Consider the following 15,711-nt stretch of genomic DNA (forward strand, 5'->3'; position numbering starts at 1 on the left):
GCGTCGTCCGTAGTATCCGGCGCATGACGAGAATCAACGGGAGACTCACCGCAGCGATCGTCACCGCAACCGTCGTCGTGCTCACGGTCGGAGCGTGTTCGAACGACAACGGCACATCCGAGGAAACCAAGGAGAGGATCAGTTCGGCGGTCACCTCCACGCCGGAGCAGGGCCCGGGGGAGGCCTTGAAGTCGAGCATCCAGGCCACGGCGTCGAGCGTCGTGTCGAGCATTCAGGCGACGGCGTCGAGCGCGGTGTCGGGGATCGGTGGGGCGTGGGACAGCGCCAAGCTGACGACCTTCGTGGCCGCGTTCCGGACCGCGTACCCGAATCTGTCGAGCGATCGCGACGACGAGTCGATCGAGTCGATCGTCAAGGAGACGTGCCCGGCGATCGAGGCGAATGCCGGCGACGACGAGTTGAAGGCGAAGGTCAAGGAGACCGCGTCCAACGACGGAACGGTTCCGACCGACGATCAGGTCGATCGGATCCTGCAGCTGGTGCGTCCCGCCTGCCCGTAGCGCCGGTGCTCAGAACCGTGCGGGGTCGGCGGCGTGCCAGTCGCGCCGCCAGTCGGCCGGAGCGTGGTTGAGCAGTGCCCCCGGCTCGAGCCAGTCGTACAGGTCGGCATAGGTGCGTGTGGTGACCCCGTCGATGCGCCGATTGAGCATCGACGGGTCGAGGTCGTCGAAGCTGTCCAGGCCCATCGAGGCCACCATCTGCTTGGCGCTCGCGACGGTGGCCTGCTGGAACCGAGCGACGCGTGCGGTCTTGTCCGGCACGTCGAGCGCTCGGGTCCGCGCGGGATCCTGGGTGGTGACGCCCACGGGGCACCGGTTGGTGTGACACTTCTGCGCCTGGATGCAGCCGACGGCGAACATCATCGCGCGGGCGGCGAGGGTGAAGTCGGCGCCCTGGATGATGCGTTTGACGATGTCCGCCCCGCTCGCGACCTTGCCGGACGCGCCGACCTTGACGCGGTCCCGCAGCCCCGCACCGACGAGCGCGTTGTGGACGATGATCAGGCCCTCGGTGAGCGGCATGCCCATGTGGTCCTCGAACTCGACGGGCCCGGCGCCGGTGCCGCCCTCGGCGCCGTCGACGATGACGAAGTCGGGTGTGACGTCCCGTTCGAGCATGGCTTTGCAGATCGCGAGGAACTCGACGCGTGAGCCGACACACAGCTTGAAGCCGACGGGTTTGCCGCCCGACAGGTCCCGGAGTCGGGTGATGAAGTCGATCAGTTCGACGGGTGTGCCGAACGCGCGGTGCGCCGGCGGTGATGTCACGGTCTCGCCGATCGGCACGCCGCGGGCCTCGGCGATCTCCGCGGTGACCTTGGCGCCGGGCAGGACCCCGCCGAAGCCGGGCTTGGCGCCCTGCGACAGTTTGATGGAGATCGCCTTCACCTGGTCGTCGGAGGCCTTGGCCGCGAACTGGTCGGGGTCGAAGTTGCCGTCTTGGGTGCGGCAGCCGAAGTAGCCGGACGCGATCTCCCAGATGAGGTCGCCGCCGTGCTTGCGGTGGTAGCGGCTGATGCCGCCCTCACCGGTGTCGTGCGCGAAGCCGCCGCGGGCGGCGCCCGCGTTGAGGGCCTCGATCGCGTTCGCGGACAGCGACCCGAAACTCATCGCGGAGACGTTGAGCAGCGCGATGTCGTACGGGCGGGTGCAGTCGGGACCGCCGAGTCGCACCGTCGGGGTCGCGGCAGGCGCGATGCGGGCGCGCAGCGAGTGCGTCATGAACTCGTAGCCCACGGCGTGCACGTCCCGCTCGGTGCCGAACGGTTCCTCGTCGAGCGTCCCCTTCGCGCGCTCGTACACCAGATCGCGTGTCTCCCGGTCGAACGGTGTTCCGTCGGTTTGGGATTCGACGAAGTACTGCTGGATCTCGGGGCGGATGCGTTCGAGCAGGAAGCGGGCATGGCCGAGGATCGGATAGTTGCGCAGCACGTTGTGGCGTCGTTGCGTCAGATCCCAGGTTCCGACGACGGCGAGCGCGAGCAGCGGGAGGGCGACGACGAGCCACCACGAAGACGCTGTCGGGACAGCGAACCCGGCGGCCAGAGCGAGTGCCCAGACACCGACGACGATCGACCAACGAGCCATGCGGCGATGGTAGGCCGCGACGTCGGGCCGTACCCTGACGGGCATTGCGCGTCGGTGTGTCCGCCGACGCCGACCGAACTGAGAAGGGTGCGTGCGCGCATGGAGTCGGATCCGATCACCGACCTGGAGGCCGAACTGGTCGACATGTGGCGGCGTGGACGGATCTCATCCCGTGAACGGGCCCGCCAGATCGATCCGAAGCTCGACCCCGCGTGCTACCCGCTGCTGGCGATCCTCACGCGCACCGATGCGGTACCGATGTCGGAGTTGGTGTGCGAACTCGGCCTGGAGAAGTCGACGTTGACGCGGCAGATCGACGCGCTCGTGCGCCTGGGGTTGGTGGAGCGTCGACCCGATCCGCAGGACGCGCGGGCCCGACTGGTCGTGCTCACCGGCTCCGGCCGGGAACGGCTGACCGCGCAGCGCCAGGCAGTGATCGCCCAGTGGCACGAGCGGTTGTCGCGGTGGGATCCGGCCGACGTCCGGCAGCTCACGACGCTGCTGCATCGACTCGGAGAGAGCACAGCCTGACGGCCACACCCGAATATTAGTTGCGCCATGCAACCATCTGGCGTATGGTTGCATGACGCAACTAGTTGGGGAGGTGTGATGGCCGAGGCGAACACGGCGGAGATCCTGATCGGACTCCTGCGTGACGTCATCCGTCGTGGGCGTGAGCTGAACGTGCATCTCGCTCGGGAATCCGACGGCGATCTCCTCACCGAACCGCTGGGTGCTCTGTTGTCGCTCGTCGGGGCGTCCGAGGGCAGTCGCTGCAACGCGCTGGCCGAGAGAATGCGGATCACTCCGTCGACGTTGAGCAGACACATCGCGCACGCGGAGGAGCTCGGGTACCTGACGCGGGTCGCCGATCCAGCCGATCGTCGAGCCACGCTGCCCGCATTGACCGACGAGGGCGATGCCGTCCTCGAGCGGTACCGGTCGAAGCAGCGGGAATGGCTGCTGGACTCGATCGCCGACTGGACCGACGAAGAGGTGCAACAACTCGTGGACGGGTTGACGCACCTGAAGTCGTCGTTCCGCACCAAGGTTTCGGCGCTCTGACGTCGAACCGTCAATCCCTTTTGCAATTAATCGTTTTCGGGATCACTCGAAGAATTCGTGAGGTTTCTGCATGAGTACATCCGTCACCCGAGACACCGGGAAGCCTGATCAGGCGACGGACGCGCCGATGACCCATCCGCAGCGCATCCAGGCGCTGGTGGGTCTGCTCCTCGGCATGTTCGTCGCGTTCCTGTCGTCGACCATCGTCTCCAACGCGCTGCCGACGATCATCACCGACCTGCACGGCACCCAGGACCAGTACACGTGGGTCGTCACCGCGACGCTGCTGGCGTCCACCGCGACGACGCCGATCTGGGGCAAGTTCTCGGACATGGTCAGCAAGAAGATGCTGGTCCAGTTGGCGCTGGTGATCTTCACTGTCGGCTCCGTACTCGCCGGCCTGTCGCAGTCGGTCACCATGCTCATCGGGGCGCGCGCCGTCCAGGGTCTGGGTCTCGGTGGTCTGCAGGCGCTGGTCGTCATCGTCATCGCGACGATGTTCAGCCCGCGTGAGCGTGGCCGCTACCAGGGCCCGATGGCCGGCGTCATGTCGATCGCGACCGTCGCGGGCCCGCTGATCGGCGGACTCATCGTCGACACCAGCTGGCTGGGCTGGCGCTGGACCTTCTTCGTCGGCGTCCCGCTGGCGGTGATCGCACTGTTCGTCATCCAGCGCACCCTCAACCTTCCGGTCGTGCGCAAGAACGTCAGCATCGACTACATGGGCGCCCTGTTCATCGCGTCCGGCGTCAGCACCCTGCTGATCTGGGTGACGCTGGCGGGCAAGAACTTCGACTGGGCGTCGGGTGTCTCCTTCGGTCTCGTCGCACTCGGCGTGGCGCTGTTGGCGCTCGCGATCTTCACCGAGACCAAGGCCAAGGATCCGATCATCCCGCTGCGCCTGTTCAGGGACCGCACCACCGCACTGGCGACCCTCGCGAGCGTCGCGGTCGGCATCGCCCTCTTCGGCGGCGCGGTGTTCCTGGGCCAGTACTTCCAGATCGCCCGCGGCTACTCGCCGACGGCGGCCGGACTGCTGACGCTGCCCATGGTCATCGGTTCGATGGTGTCTTCGGCGGTCTCGGGCGCACTGATCACCAAGTTCGGTCGCTGGAAGGGCTTCATCCTCGGCGGCGCGATCATGATGACGGTCGGCTTCTTCCTGCTCTCCACGATCGACCACGCCACCAACATGGGTGTGCTCGGGGTGTTCCTGTTCGTCCTCGGCGTCGGCATGGGTCTGACGATGCAGAACCTGGTGCTGGCCGTGCAGAACACCGTGAGCCCGTCCGACCTGGGTTCGGCCAGCTCCGTGGTGTCGTTCTTCCGCTCGCTCGGTGGCGCGGCCGGCGTCTCCGTTCTCGGCGCGGTCCTCTCCAGCCGCGTCTCGGACCTCACGATCAAGGGTCTGACGGCGGCCGGGGTGGACATGAGCCAGGCGGGCGGATCGGGTGCCGGTCTGTCCAACCTCAACGAACTGCCGGGCCCGATCGCGGACATCGTCCGCGGCGCCTACGGCGACGCGACCGCGCGGATCTTCCTGATCTCGGGCATCGTCTCGCTGCTCAGCCTGGCCGCGATCTTCTTCATCAAGGAGGTTGCGCTCCGCACCTTCAGCGCCGACGAGCAGCGTCGCGCCGAAGCGTCCGGGGAGGACATCGACGCCGAGCTGGCGGAGATCGTCCAGGGCGATCCGGTGCTGGTCGATCCGATGCCGGTCGAGCCGTCGGAAAAGGCGCGCCGTTAGCGCAGGTTCCGGACGCAGCGGGCCGGGTGGGTGTCGTCGACGCCCACCCGGCCCGTCTCGCGTTGCCCCTATCGTGAACGGCATGGCCGACACTCGATGGCAGCGTGAACGATCCGCATCCGACTCCCGCGCGTACGTCGCGCGCTTCGATCGGCTCGAAACCGACGGGACCGACCTGCACGGTGAGGCGCGGGCGGTCGACGCGATGGTGCCGCGCGGTGCCCGGGTGCTCGACGCCGGTTGCGGCACAGGGCGGCTCGGCGCCGAACTGGCCCGCCGAGGACATCACGTGACCGCCGTCGACCTGGATCCGGTGCTGGTGGCCGAGGCGCGCAAGAAGCCCGCCCTCACCGTCCACGAGGCCGACCTCGCGACCCTGGACCTGCCGGGGGAGCGGTTCGACGCGGTCGTCGCGGCCGGCAACGTGCTGATCTTCGTCGCCCGCGGAACCGAACGCGCCGTACTGGGACGCATCGCCCACCATCTCGTGCCGGGCGGCATCTTCGTCACCGGATTCGCGACCGACTACGAATACGGCGTCGACGAGTTCGATGCCGATCTCGCCGCCGTCGGACTAGTGCGTGAGCACCGCTTCGCGACCTGGGACCTGCGGCCCTGGCACGACGACGCCGGTTGGGCCGTCACGGTGGCCCGCAAACCTGGCTTCTGACCGACGCGTCGGTTTGGGCTACGGTCTCTGCCGACAGAATGCTCGTCAGAATCCAGGGGGGATCCCACATGTCCGAACCGACCTACAACTCCGGCCCGTCCGAGCAGTACGGCGCGCCCGCATACACGCAGCAGCCGTACTCGTCGGCGCAGCAGTATCCGTCGGCACCGCAGTACCCGGCCGCGCCGGCGCCCGGTCAGTACGGGGGACCGCCGCCGTCGAACGCCGGGTGGGCCGTGGCCACCATCATCTTCTTCTGGCCCCTGGCGTTCTCCGCGTTCAACCATCTGCACTCGATCTTCCCGAAGTGGTCGATGGGTGATTACCAGGGCGCGCAGTACGCGTCGGAGCGGGTCAAGTCGCTCGGCAAGATCGCGCTGGGCGTCGGCGTCGGGCTGATCGTGCTCTCCGTCATCATGTGGTTCATCATGTTCGCGGCCTTCGCGGCAGCGGTGGACGACGCGAGTACGAGCACCACCTACCCGTGGTGAAAGGTGGCGGTGGTCGGCGCTGTAATGCGGCCGACCACCGCCATCGCCCGGTGACGCCGTAGAATCCCTATACCGTGAGCCTTACCCTCGGAATCGTCGGCCTCCCCAACGTCGGCAAGTCGACCCTTTTCAACGCGCTGACCAACAACGACGTGCTGGCCGCGAACTACCCGTTCGCCACCATCGAGCCCAACGTCGGCCTGGTGGAGCTGCCGGACGAGCGGCTGAAGAAGCTGGCCGAGATCTTCGGTTCCGAGCGCATCCTGCCCGCCACCGTGTCGTTCGTCGACATCGCCGGCATCGTCAAGGGCGCCTCCGAGGGCGCGGGTCTGGGTAACAAGTTCCTGGCCAACATCCGCGAGGCCGACGCCATCTGCCAGGTCGTCCGCGTGTTCGCCGACGACGACGTCGTACACGTCGACGGGCGCGTCGATCCGGCGTCGGACATCGAGGTCATCGAGACCGAGCTCGTCATCGCCGACATGCAGACCTTGGAGAAGGCGCTGCCGCGTCTGGACAAGGAAGCGCGCAAGAACAAGGAACTGAAGGCGCAGCACGACGAGGCGCTCAAGGCTCAGGCGTTCCTCGACGAGGGCAAGACGCTGTTCAGCGTCAAGGACCAGCTCGACTTCTCGCTGCTGCGTGAGCTCAGCCTGCTCACCACCAAGCCGTTCCTGTACGTCTTCAACGCCGACGAGGCCGTCCTCACCGACGAGGCGAAGGTTGCCGAGCTGCGCGCCTCCGTGGCGCCCGCGGATGCCGTGTTCCTCGATGCCAAGGTCGAGCAGGAACTGCTCGAGCTGGACGAGGAAGACCGCCAGGAGATGCTCGACTCCATCGGCCAGTCCGAGCCCGGCCTGCACGCCCTCGCGCGCACCGGCTTCCATACCCTGGGCCTCCAGACGTACCTGACGGCGGGCCCGAAGGAGGCGCGCGCCTGGACGATCCACAAGGGCGACACCGCTCCCCAGGCCGCAGGCGTCATCCACACGGACTTCGAGCGCGGCTTCATCAAGGCCGAGATCGTCTCCTTCGACGACCTCGTCGAGGCCGGTTCCATGAACGCCGCCAAGGCCGCCGGCAAGGTGCGCATGGAGGGCAAGGAATACGTCATGCAGGACGGCGACGTCGTGGAGTTCCGCTTCAACGTCTAGAGGTCCTGCTCAGAGAGTCGACAAGCCCCTCGTGCTGACGAAGGGGCCACGGATGCCCGGGCCCCTTCGTCGCCGCAGTCGCTGATCAGATGAGCGCGGCTACCGCGCCGACCAAGCCGAGGATTGCGCCGAGGCCACCGATGACGGTGCCGATACCGCTGACGACGGGCTGGATCTGCTTGATCAGAGCGAGATCTGCGTCGGAAGAACCCATGTCGAACTCCTTGTGCTGGTTGAGGTACCGACAACTCGCCGGTTCGTGGCCGACCTGATCACCCCACTCGGACAACCCGTACGGGGTGGGGTGATCAGGCCGGCAGCCCGGCGCAGCATGCCAGTGTGCGGTGCCGGACTTCGCCCAGGAGGGCGGGATGCCGCCTGTAGTCCAGTGCCGGGATTCGAGGCGACGCGGAGGACGTTAGATCACCGTGTGGGACCTGTCACTACCTATTTACGGTATCTCGCCAACTGTAATTGCAGGTAAGAAGCAATTTCAGCCGAAACAATTGACCGTTTGGTTGGAAAGCGCGAGCGTGGCGGCCGGGGTGGTTCTCGCCGACTGGAATCAACCTCCAGAATCGGCCGAACCGGTCGTGAGCCGCCGGTGCGCCTCCTGGGCGGCGCGCCGAGGTGCTCAGGTCCGGACGCGCCGGTAGGCACGAAGGGCAGCCAGGAAAGCGACCGCCGACAGCAGATCCGCCACGGTGAGCCCGTGACTCGGCGTGACCACCAGCAGGACCGGGCCTTCGACCGGGCCGTTCACGAGCAGCCACACGGCGGCCGCGACCACTGTCGTCACGGCCGACAGCGCGGACGGACGCGCCAGACACCGGGATGTGGCCGCCGAGAGCAGGACCAGCCACACCAGCGGGAGGAGTAGTTCCGGCACGAGCCCATCATGCATCGGCTGCTTCGGTAACGATCTGCTAAGTGCTGGGGCCGAAGCTGCCTGCGCGGCGACTGCCGTCATGGATGCTGCAGAGGTGACGCTCGCCAAGCGAAGCCTTCTCGCCGTACCGATGGTGATGCTCTGTGTCGCAGGACTGTTGGTCGCCGCCGCAGGGAGCGGCGGGGCCGAACCGCCGCCGGGATGGCGATACACGCTGGTGGCGTTCAGCAACACCAGCGACAGCGACATGGACGTGTTCGAGTCGGGCGACGGAACCCAGTTCCAACTGGTGCGGCCCGCAGCCTATCGGCCACCGTCGGGGCTGGTGCGCGACCCGAGCATCTTCCGGAACACGGACGGGATGTACTACATCACGTATACGACGGGCGGCGGGGCGAGTATCGGCTTCGCGCGCAGCAGTGACCGCGTCAACTGGACGCACATGGGCAACCTGCCCGTCCCGTTCTGCTGCGCCTTGATACCGGGCACGGGAGACGGCACGGGTTCGGCGAGCCCACCGGGTTCGTCCGGGTCGGCGGGGTCGGCAGACGGGCCGTCGCTGTCACCCTTCACCACGAAGGCTTGGGCACCCGAATGGTTCGTGGAAGGCGACCGCGTCAACGTCATCCTGTCGATGTCGACGGGTGGGGGATTCGTGCCGTACCTGATGACGGCGATGGAACCCTCTCTCCGGCAGTGGAGTCTGCCCGTGCCGCTCGCCGGCATCGGAACCGACCACATCGACACCACGGTGGTCAAGGTGGGGTCGACCTATCATGCGTTCACCAAGAACGAGACGACGAAGGTCATCGAGCATGCGGTCGCCCCGTCGGTGACCGGCCCCTACTCGTTCGTTCCGCCCGGGAACTGGGGCACGCTGGTAGAGGGCCCGGCCGTTGTCCAGTTGCCGAACGGGGCCTGGCGGATCTACCTCGACGCCTACACCGAAGGAAAGTACATCTACTCCGACAGTACGGACGGACTGGCCACCTGGTCGCCCGTGCGCGAGGTCCCAGGTTTCTCGGGGGCGGTCCGCCACATCGGTGTGATGCGAGAACCCGTATGACGAGCGCTGGAGTAAGCGATCAGGGCGAATGCGCCTGATCGCGTTGTCCCCCGCCTGATTTCGACATACGGGGCATATGGGCTGAATCGCGACTGGGCGGCGCGCCCAGGGCCTGCAATAAGCGGGCGGATCGGCCTCGCGGTCACTGTGTCGACACATCGGGGCACCACTGGAGACCGGGTTCATCCCGCGCTGCTCTGCGAGTTCTGGCGTCTCCACCGGCCACGCACGCTCTCGGTGGCTGCGATTCGGGTTACGCTCGGCCGGCGGGACATCGACTGTGAAGAACCGCCGGTTCACGCGGCAGCGCTCTGCAGCGACAGCGCGCCGAACGTGTGGTTCCATGCCCGTACGAGTTGTCGGCCGGGAACTTCCGTGCCCGCATCGGCACGGTGATCGGAGGAGTCGGACAGAATGGCAGGTTCCGAGAGCGACGCACTGTTCGAGACCCTCCTCGAATCCGCGAAGCGACTGTCGTTCGATTCGAGGAGCCCGCTCGTCTCCCGGCTCGAACCCGGCGACGACGAACGTCACGGCATGACGCCGCAGTGGTCGCCGCTCTTCGGGACCCCGCTGTGGGACGGCATGTCGGAGGTCGAGCGCGTCCGGCTCACCCGGAGCGAGGTCGCGCAGTTCCTGGGCATCGGCATCTGGCTCGAGGTGGGCTTGCAGGTGGCTCTGCTGAGGGCGAGCCACAGCGCGGATCCGGGACGCCCGGACGTCAAGTTCCTTCTCAACGAGTGCGCGGACGAGAACCTGCACTCGTTGATGTTCGCCAACGCCGTCGAGAGCATCGGATCCCACTTCTATCCGCGCGACCGGATGCTGGACTTCTTCGGTTGGCTGTTCCGCCACATCGCGTGGGACGAGGTCGCGTACGGCATCGTCCTCGCCGGCGAGGAGATCTTCGACGTCATGCAGCGTGACTGGATGGACAGTGACGACGTCGCCGCACCCATCCGCCGGTCCGCCTACATTCACGTCGTCGAAGAGTCCCGGCACATGGCGTTCGCGCGTCGCAAGATCCGTGATCGACTGGTCGGGCGCTCGCGCTTCCGGCGATTCGTCAGCACCGTGATCATCGCGGCGGGAATGCACCTGATCGCGCGGAGCCTGATCAATCGCCGGGTGTACGAGGATCTCGGCTTCGACTGGGATGTCGTGAAGGCGAACATCGATGGGAACGAACACCATCGGATGATGTTCCGGAGGGCTGCGGAGGCGTTCGTCGAGTTCCTGAGCAGAGAAGGGCTGCTGAATTCCGGCGCTCGATGGATCTACCGAAAGTCGAACCTTCTCTGACTAGGAGTTGTCGTGGCCCACGTCATCCTGGGACATTGCTGCAAGGATGCCTCGTGCGTGCGGGTGTGCCCACAGAACTGCATCCATCCCGCCCCCGGCGAGGACGGCTTCGCGTCCACCGAGACGCTCTACATCGACCCCGACTCGTGTATCGACTGCACCGCCTGCGTCGAGGCCTGCCCCGCCTCGGCCATCAAATCCGAGCATGCGCTGACCTCCACCGAACTCCCGTACGCCGCCCGCAACCGGGAGTACTTCGTGCAGGCCCCCGCCGTGCCGCGTTCCCGGCCGCGCGTGGTCTTCGAGTTGCCCCTGGCCGGCCCGCGCGACCGACTCGAGATCGCCATCGTGGGGTCGGGTGCGGCCGCGATGTACACCGTCCGTGAACTCCTGCAGCGATCGTCGTCGATCCGGGTCACCGTCTACGAGCAGTACGACACGGTCGGGGGCCTGTTGCGTCGGGGTGTGTCCCCGGACCACGTCGGCGTGCGCGAGATGATCCGGCTGTTCGACGTGCCCTTCGGTGACGACCGCGTCACGATCGTTCCCGAAACCGAAGTCGGCGTGGACATCTCGATCAGCGAGCTCAGGTCGAGGTTCGACGCCGTGATCCTCGCCAGCGGAGCCTCGCAGCCGCGTCGGATCGGCTCCTCGGGCGCCGGCGACGGGATCCACCAGGCCATCGACATCCTGGTCGCCGAGAACAGCGGCGCATCCACACCGACCGCACCCGCCGGACCCGGATGCGTCGTGGTCGGAGCCGGCAACGTCGCCTTCGACGTCGTCCGCTGGGTGGCGAGGACTCGCGACCGCACACCCGTGGGTGAGCAGCTCCGCGAACTGGTGATCCTGTCGCGTTCGGCCCCGGAGGCCGCCGCCTTCACACCGTCGGCGTTCTACGAGCTCCTCGGCCTCGCCGACGCCGAGGTGCTGATCGACCGCGCCGGCAGCATGCCGCGCGCCGACGTGGGCAGCCCGCTGCTGCGCGCGTTGTCGAACCTGCCCTCCACCGACGTCGGCGGCGTGCCCGCACTGCCGACCGGGGCTGCGGGCCCGTTGCGCGTCGTGCTGTCGTTCGGGCAGAAGGTGGCCGAGTTCGCGAAGACCGAGCTCGGTGCCGTCGCGGTCACCACGACCGCCGGCCGGACCTTCCTCACGAACTCCGCGATCTGCGCCACCGGATTCACCACCGCACCGATCGACGGCGTCCCGGTGGGCGCCCGCGGCGTCGTGCCGAACCTTGGTGGACAGGTGATTTCACCCGAGACCGGCGAGCCACTCGGCGGGCTGTACGTCGTCGGCTGGGCGAAGCGCGGCGCGATCGGCGGTGTCGGTGACAATCGGGGCTGCGCGGCCGAGACCGTCAGCCGGCTGGCCGCGGACCTCCGCTCGCGGACACGGGCGCCTCACTCAGCGTCCGTCCGGTGACGAACCGCCGCGGCTCCCCGGACAGTGGGTCGGTGAATTCCAGTTCCCGCGCGAGCAATTGGAGCGGGAGGGAATGATCATCCGGCTCCTCGGGCAGTAGGTCGGGATACCAACTATCCCCGAGGATTCCGACACCGAGCGCCGCCAGGTGCACCCGCAGCTGGTGCATCCGTCCGGTGTGCGGGCGCAGGGTCGTATGCAGCACAGTACGTCCCGAGGAACTGCTACCGGCGCCGCGCACCTCGATCAGCGTCTCTGAGTTGGGCTCGCGGGTGTCGTCGACGATGACCCGCAGCTCGCCGCGCCGGGCCTCGATGTGGTTGCGGTACACCACGGGAACGGCGTGCCCGGCCAGTGTCGGGACGTCCGGGTCCCATTCGGCCGGTAGCGGCGACACCGCCTCGTAGACCTTGGTGACCAGCCGCTTCTCGAACAGTGACTGGTAGGGGCCGCGCGTCGCCGGGCGGGCCGAAAACATCACCAGGCCGGCGGTCGCGCGGTCGAGGCGGTGGATCGGTGTCAGGTCCGGGTTGCCCAGGCGGGTCCGCAGCCGCACGAGCGCCGACTCACGCAGATAACGTCCGCCCGGAGTGGTCGGGAGGAAGTGGGGCTTGTCGATCACCACGAGGTCGTCGTCGACGTGCAGGATCTCCTCGCGGAAGGGGATCGGCTCCTCCACCGGCAGGTCGCGGTAGTACCAGAGGAACACGTGTTCACCGAGGGCTGCCTCACGCCTGATCGGGCCGCCGTCGGCGCCCACGATCTCGCCGGCGTCGAACCGTCGGTACAGGTCGTCCGCGTCCATGTGGTGGAACCTCGCGACGACGTAGTCGGCGATCGTCGCCCACGGGCCGGACGTCGGGACGCGCAGACGCGTCGGTCCGACCCCGTTCCGGACGGGCAGCGGTGAGGGCATCGGCACGCGTCCCATCATCCCACCGGCGCGGGCCCGACCCCGCGGCGGCCCGCGACGAGAAGTCGGCGGTTGCGGGTCCGGTTTCCCTCGCCCGGAATGTGCGGCTCGGACGCTATTCGCAGGCGACCCCGTCGTTGTCGCGATCGAGCTTGCTGCTGTAACCGGGCTGCCCGGCGTAGATCGGGGCGGCCCCGGCAGCCCGGGCTGCAGCGCAGTTGGCGTAGTGCACGCTGTCGCCGCGCGGTGCCACGGGCGCAACCACGGGCGCCGGTTCCGGTGCCTGCTGCCGCACCGCGGCGGTGGCGGGCGGCGCGAGGGGCGTCGGAGTGGTCGACGCCGGTGCAGGCGCCGAGGTGGCGCCCAGGGAAGGCGCGCCACAGTCACCGAGAACCCTGCCGATCGCGTCCTTCTCGGCCTGGGTCACCCACAGCCCGTATGCGGCTTTCACCTCGACCTGTCGTGACACGTAGGTGCATCGGTAGGCCTTGTTCGGGGGCAGCCACGTCGCGGCGTCCCCGTCGCTCTTCTGCCCGTTGGTGGGGCCGTCGACGGCCTGCAGATTTCGTGGGTCGTTCGCCAGGTTGCGTAGGGCCGTTTCGTCGAGTTGCTGTGCACCCTTCTGCCAGGCGTCGGACAGCGCTACGACGTGATCGATCTGCACGGCATTCGAGGTGCCCTCGCCTCGGACGAACTCGATGGTCCTGCCCGTGTACACGTCGTCGAGGGTTCCCGTCAGGACCGTGCAGTTGTTCGATCCGGGTTTGACGGTGATGTCGATCAGATCGCGGCGCAGGATGTCGTTGCGGGTGTCGCAGCCGTTGTGGCCACCGCCGACGGTCACATCGTCGGACCACGCCTGACCGAAAAGTGCTCGGTCGTAACCGGTCTTGGGCGCCCGGCCCTTCACCGGGAGTGCCTCGAGCGCGCCGAGAGTCGCTGCGGCGCTGCCGTCGGAGGACGGCATCGCCGCGGGAACGGCGGCAGGTGTCGTCGAGCTGCTCGGGTGGGTGGTCGTCTCGGACGTCACCGACGTCCGAGGCGCGGCGGTGGTCGGGGATGCCGTGTCCTCGCCGCTACCGCACGCGGTCGACGACACCGCGACGCCGCCCGCGAGGAGCAGCCAGCACACACGGCGGACCCAGGGCAGGGGTCGAGAGGATTTCAGGGGCAGGGGAGCGGGCACGGCTCTTCCTTCGGAGGGGCGGCGTCACGCATCGACTCGGGTGGGGTCGGTCGAGCGTCGGCCGGTTTCGGGCACGAATCGCAATGTCTACCAAAAAGGACCGGCGCACGGGTCGAAAGTGTCACGATTCGATGCGCGTCGGCTCGCAGTGGTGGCGACCGCGGTAACGGCCCGCGAGCCGCCGACGGCGACGTAGTCTCGGGCAATGGACGCCGTCGCGAGTGGTCCGGCCGATCGAATCATGGTCCGAAGCGAGTTCGCGCCCTTACGCACAGTTGTCGTATCGCGGTCTCAATTCGGGGCGCCGGAGACGCTGTCGGAGAGCAGCACCGCCTTTCTGGCTCCGGAGGACCGGGACATGCTCGCGACGATGCTCGGACGCGACCATGCGGATGCCTTTCCGGAGCGTCAACGCCGGTGGGAGGCCGAGCGCGACGAGTTGTGCGCCCTCTTCACGCGGTACGGCATCGAGGTGCTGCGCCCGAGGCTGCTGAACGATACGGAGAAGCGCGCCGCCGGCTCGAACGGATATGCCGACTTCTTCGTCCGGGACCCGTGGTTCACCGTCGGCGACGTCGTGATCGAGGGGTCTCTGCGGCTGCCGCACCGGCGTCTCGAGGTGCTGGCGAGTCGCGAGATCCTGACCGACAGGGTGCTCGACGGCCGCTGCTCGTACGTCGCGCTGCCGCAGCCCGGCGTGCCGAGCAGCGCCGCGGCCGGAGCGGGCGCGGGGCCGTTCCTCGAGGGCGGTGACGTGCTCGTGCACGAGGATCATGTCTATGTCGGGAATTCGGGGCTGGCGTCCGACGAACTCGGGATCCGGTGGCTGCGCAAACTGCTCGGGCCCCTGGGGTACACCGTCGAGGAGGTGCCTCTGGCGCCGAACTTCCTGCACCTCGACTGCGCGGTCGGCCTCATTCGGGAAGGGCTCGCGGTCGTCTGTCCCGCGGCCCTGCCCGACGGCCTCCCGGAACGGCTGCGGGACTGGACGCTGATCGAGATCACCGAGCGAGACGGCATGCATCTGGGGACGAACGGACTGCCGATCAGCCCCGAGGTCTATGTGACCGACCCGGAATTCCGGCATATCGGCGACCGGATCGCCCACCACGGCGTCACGGTCGAGTATGTCGATTTCGCCGTGACCCGTAGCTTCGGCGGCGCCTTCCGCTGCACCACGCAGGTGCTGCGTCGCGAGTGACCGGTGGAGGTCAGCCGACCTCGGCCACGTCCCGCGACTTCCACCAGGACCACACGGCGGTCACGATGATCGCGCCGGCGAGGGAGCCGATGATCCCACTCGGCCGGAGCGCGAGGCCGTCACCGGCGAACAGGCTGATGACCAGACCGCCGACGAACGATCCGCCGACACCCGCGGCGCAGGCCAGTCCCCAGTCGATGCCCGACTTGGATTTGCCCACGATCAACTGGGCGACGGCACCGACGAGCAATCCGAACAGGATGATCCCGATGATCAGCATGGCCGGAGTATGGCAGTTCGCGCGCCTGTCTGTCCCGGATATGCCGCTTTTCCAACGGGATCGAGGCGGATCGGCGTCGGATGATCGAAACTCTTGAACTCCCTGCACAACCGACCGAACGACGGTGCGGTCCCGCCCCCGTCTGTTGACGGTCGGCCGGGGTGCTCTCAGGATTCTCGGCATGACTCACGGCAGCGTCGACACCCTGGCC

17 protein-coding genes are annotated in these 15,711 nt (G+C 67.7%); 11 read left to right on the forward strand and 6 right to left on the reverse strand.

Annotation, left to right across the window (positions count from 1 at the left end; all coding sequences use genetic code 11):
- The first annotated feature begins 23 nt into the window (after nucleotides 1–23).
- Complete coding sequence (locus tag ABEU20_RS09335) at nucleotides 24–521, forward strand: hypothetical protein (protein WP_420164137.1); 498 nt, start codon at nucleotides 24–26, stop codon at nucleotides 519–521.
- Between the two features lie 9 nt (nucleotides 522–530).
- On the opposite strand, the gene ABEU20_RS09340 is transcribed toward ABEU20_RS09335, so the two are convergent.
- Entirely contained in the window at nucleotides 531–2,108 is a 1,578-nt protein-coding gene (locus tag ABEU20_RS09340; protein ID WP_420164138.1) for an FMN-binding glutamate synthase family protein, read from the reverse strand.
- Between the two features lie 99 nt (nucleotides 2,109–2,207).
- Between ABEU20_RS09340 and ABEU20_RS09345 the strand changes: the two genes are divergently transcribed.
- From ABEU20_RS09345 to ychF, 6 genes are all read left to right on the forward strand, one after another.
- On the forward strand, nucleotides 2,208–2,639 hold the full coding sequence (locus tag ABEU20_RS09345; RefSeq protein ID WP_420164139.1) for a MarR family winged helix-turn-helix transcriptional regulator: 432 nt from the start codon (nucleotides 2,208–2,210) through the stop codon (nucleotides 2,637–2,639).
- Between the two features lie 78 nt (nucleotides 2,640–2,717).
- Complete coding sequence (locus ABEU20_RS09350; protein ID WP_420164140.1) at nucleotides 2,718–3,173, forward strand: MarR family winged helix-turn-helix transcriptional regulator; 456 nt, start codon at nucleotides 2,718–2,720, stop codon at nucleotides 3,171–3,173.
- 70 nt (nucleotides 3,174–3,243) lie between these two features.
- The gene (locus ABEU20_RS09355) at nucleotides 3,244–4,920 is read left to right on the forward strand and encodes an MDR family MFS transporter (protein ID WP_420164141.1); all 1,677 of its coding nucleotides are present in this window, start codon (nucleotides 3,244–3,246) and stop codon (nucleotides 4,918–4,920) included.
- A gap of 82 nt (nucleotides 4,921–5,002) precedes the next feature.
- Nucleotides 5,003–5,590: a class I SAM-dependent DNA methyltransferase gene (locus ABEU20_RS09360; RefSeq protein WP_420164142.1), complete on the forward strand. Its 588-nt coding sequence runs from the start codon at nucleotides 5,003–5,005 to the stop codon at nucleotides 5,588–5,590.
- 68 nt (nucleotides 5,591–5,658) lie between these two features.
- A complete protein-coding gene (locus ABEU20_RS09365) occupies nucleotides 5,659–6,081 on the forward strand; it encodes a CD225/dispanin family protein (protein WP_420164143.1) in 423 nt (140 codons plus the stop codon).
- 74 nt (nucleotides 6,082–6,155) lie between these two features.
- A complete protein-coding gene (ychF, locus tag ABEU20_RS09370; RefSeq protein WP_420164144.1) occupies nucleotides 6,156–7,235 on the forward strand; it encodes a redox-regulated ATPase YchF in 1,080 nt (359 codons plus the stop codon).
- An 85-nt stretch (nucleotides 7,236–7,320) separates the two neighbouring features.
- Here the strand turns inward: ychF and ABEU20_RS09375 are convergent, their stop codons facing one another.
- Together ABEU20_RS09375 and ABEU20_RS09380 are read right to left on the reverse strand one after the other, a co-directional pair.
- The gene (locus tag ABEU20_RS09375; protein ID WP_420164145.1) at nucleotides 7,321–7,449 is read right to left on the reverse strand and encodes a hypothetical protein; all 129 of its coding nucleotides are present in this window, start codon (nucleotides 7,447–7,449) and stop codon (nucleotides 7,321–7,323) included.
- A 420-nt stretch (nucleotides 7,450–7,869) separates the two neighbouring features.
- Nucleotides 7,870–8,124, reverse strand: a complete 255-nt coding sequence (locus ABEU20_RS09380; RefSeq protein ID WP_420164146.1) for a hypothetical protein — start codon at nucleotides 8,122–8,124, stop codon at nucleotides 7,870–7,872.
- Nucleotides 8,125–8,203: 79 nt separating this feature from the next.
- On the opposite strand from ABEU20_RS09380, the gene ABEU20_RS09385 reads away from it, so the two are divergent.
- The 3 genes from ABEU20_RS09385 (at nucleotide 8,204) to ABEU20_RS09395 (ending at nucleotide 11,920) form a co-directional block, all read left to right on the forward strand.
- Entirely contained in the window at nucleotides 8,204–9,190 is a 987-nt protein-coding gene (locus ABEU20_RS09385) for a glycoside hydrolase family 43 protein (RefSeq protein ID WP_420164147.1), read from the forward strand.
- Between the two features lie 414 nt (nucleotides 9,191–9,604).
- On the forward strand, nucleotides 9,605–10,492 hold the full coding sequence (locus ABEU20_RS09390) for an AurF N-oxygenase family protein (RefSeq protein ID WP_420164148.1): 888 nt from the start codon (nucleotides 9,605–9,607) through the stop codon (nucleotides 10,490–10,492).
- 12 nt (nucleotides 10,493–10,504) lie between these two features.
- Nucleotides 10,505–11,920: an FAD-dependent oxidoreductase gene (locus tag ABEU20_RS09395; RefSeq protein ID WP_420164149.1), complete on the forward strand. Its 1,416-nt coding sequence runs from the start codon at nucleotides 10,505–10,507 to the stop codon at nucleotides 11,918–11,920.
- Here the strand turns inward: ABEU20_RS09395 and ABEU20_RS09400 are convergent.
- Together ABEU20_RS09400 and ABEU20_RS09405 are read right to left on the reverse strand one after the other, a co-directional pair.
- Nucleotides 11,856–12,854: a pseudouridine synthase gene (locus tag ABEU20_RS09400; RefSeq protein WP_420164150.1), complete on the reverse strand. Its 999-nt coding sequence runs from the start codon at nucleotides 12,852–12,854 to the stop codon at nucleotides 11,856–11,858. The two genes, ABEU20_RS09395 and ABEU20_RS09400, sit on opposite strands and share 65 nt — an antisense overlap.
- 94 nt (nucleotides 12,855–12,948) lie before the next feature.
- A complete protein-coding gene (locus tag ABEU20_RS09405; protein WP_420164151.1) occupies nucleotides 12,949–14,019 on the reverse strand; it encodes a GmrSD restriction endonuclease domain-containing protein in 1,071 nt (356 codons plus the stop codon).
- A gap of 358 nt (nucleotides 14,020–14,377) precedes the next feature.
- On the opposite strand from ABEU20_RS09405, the gene ABEU20_RS09410 reads away from it, so the two are divergent.
- The gene (locus tag ABEU20_RS09410; RefSeq protein WP_420164152.1) at nucleotides 14,378–15,220 is read left to right on the forward strand and encodes a dimethylarginine dimethylaminohydrolase family protein; all 843 of its coding nucleotides are present in this window, start codon (nucleotides 14,378–14,380) and stop codon (nucleotides 15,218–15,220) included.
- Between the two features lie 10 nt (nucleotides 15,221–15,230).
- On the opposite strand, the gene ABEU20_RS09415 is transcribed toward ABEU20_RS09410, so the two are convergent.
- On the reverse strand, nucleotides 15,231–15,500 hold the full coding sequence (locus ABEU20_RS09415; RefSeq protein ID WP_420164153.1) for a GlsB/YeaQ/YmgE family stress response membrane protein: 270 nt from the start codon (nucleotides 15,498–15,500) through the stop codon (nucleotides 15,231–15,233).
- Between the last annotated feature and the right edge of the window lie 211 nt (nucleotides 15,501–15,711).

Origin of the sequence: Rhodococcus parequi, assembly GCF_046042785.1 — a bacterium.
In the GTDB taxonomy this organism is placed as follows: Bacteria; Actinomycetota; Actinomycetes; order Mycobacteriales; family Mycobacteriaceae; genus Prescottella; species Prescottella parequi.

What these genes read in the sequence shown, in the direction of transcription:
- ABEU20_RS09335 (WP_420164137.1), top strand. Translation starts at nt 24, where the DNA reads ATGACGAGAATCAACGGGAGACTCACCGCAGCGATCGTCACCGCAACC.
- ABEU20_RS09340 (WP_420164138.1), bottom strand. Translation starts at nt 2,108, where the DNA reads ATGGCTCGTTGGTCGATCGTCGTCGGTGTCTGGGCACTCGCTCTGGCC.
- ABEU20_RS09345 (WP_420164139.1), top strand. Translation starts at nt 2,208, where the DNA reads ATGGAGTCGGATCCGATCACCGACCTGGAGGCCGAACTGGTCGACATG.
- ABEU20_RS09350 (WP_420164140.1), top strand. Translation starts at nt 2,718, where the DNA reads ATGGCCGAGGCGAACACGGCGGAGATCCTGATCGGACTCCTGCGTGAC.
- ABEU20_RS09355 (WP_420164141.1), top strand. Translation starts at nt 3,244, where the DNA reads ATGAGTACATCCGTCACCCGAGACACCGGGAAGCCTGATCAGGCGACG.
- ABEU20_RS09360 (WP_420164142.1), top strand. Translation starts at nt 5,003, where the DNA reads ATGGCCGACACTCGATGGCAGCGTGAACGATCCGCATCCGACTCCCGC.
- ABEU20_RS09365 (WP_420164143.1), top strand. Translation starts at nt 5,659, where the DNA reads ATGTCCGAACCGACCTACAACTCCGGCCCGTCCGAGCAGTACGGCGCG.
- ABEU20_RS09375 (WP_420164145.1), bottom strand. Translation starts at nt 7,449, where the DNA reads ATGGGTTCTTCCGACGCAGATCTCGCTCTGATCAAGCAGATCCAGCCC.
- ABEU20_RS09385 (WP_420164147.1), top strand. Translation starts at nt 8,204, where the DNA reads ATGGATGCTGCAGAGGTGACGCTCGCCAAGCGAAGCCTTCTCGCCGTA.
- ABEU20_RS09390 (WP_420164148.1), top strand. Translation starts at nt 9,605, where the DNA reads ATGGCAGGTTCCGAGAGCGACGCACTGTTCGAGACCCTCCTCGAATCC.
- ABEU20_RS09400 (WP_420164150.1), bottom strand. Translation starts at nt 12,854, where the DNA reads ATGATGGGACGCGTGCCGATGCCCTCACCGCTGCCCGTCCGGAACGGG.
- ABEU20_RS09410 (WP_420164152.1), top strand. Translation starts at nt 14,378, where the DNA reads ATGCTCGCGACGATGCTCGGACGCGACCATGCGGATGCCTTTCCGGAG.
- ABEU20_RS09415 (WP_420164153.1), bottom strand. Translation starts at nt 15,500, where the DNA reads ATGCTGATCATCGGGATCATCCTGTTCGGATTGCTCGTCGGTGCCGTC.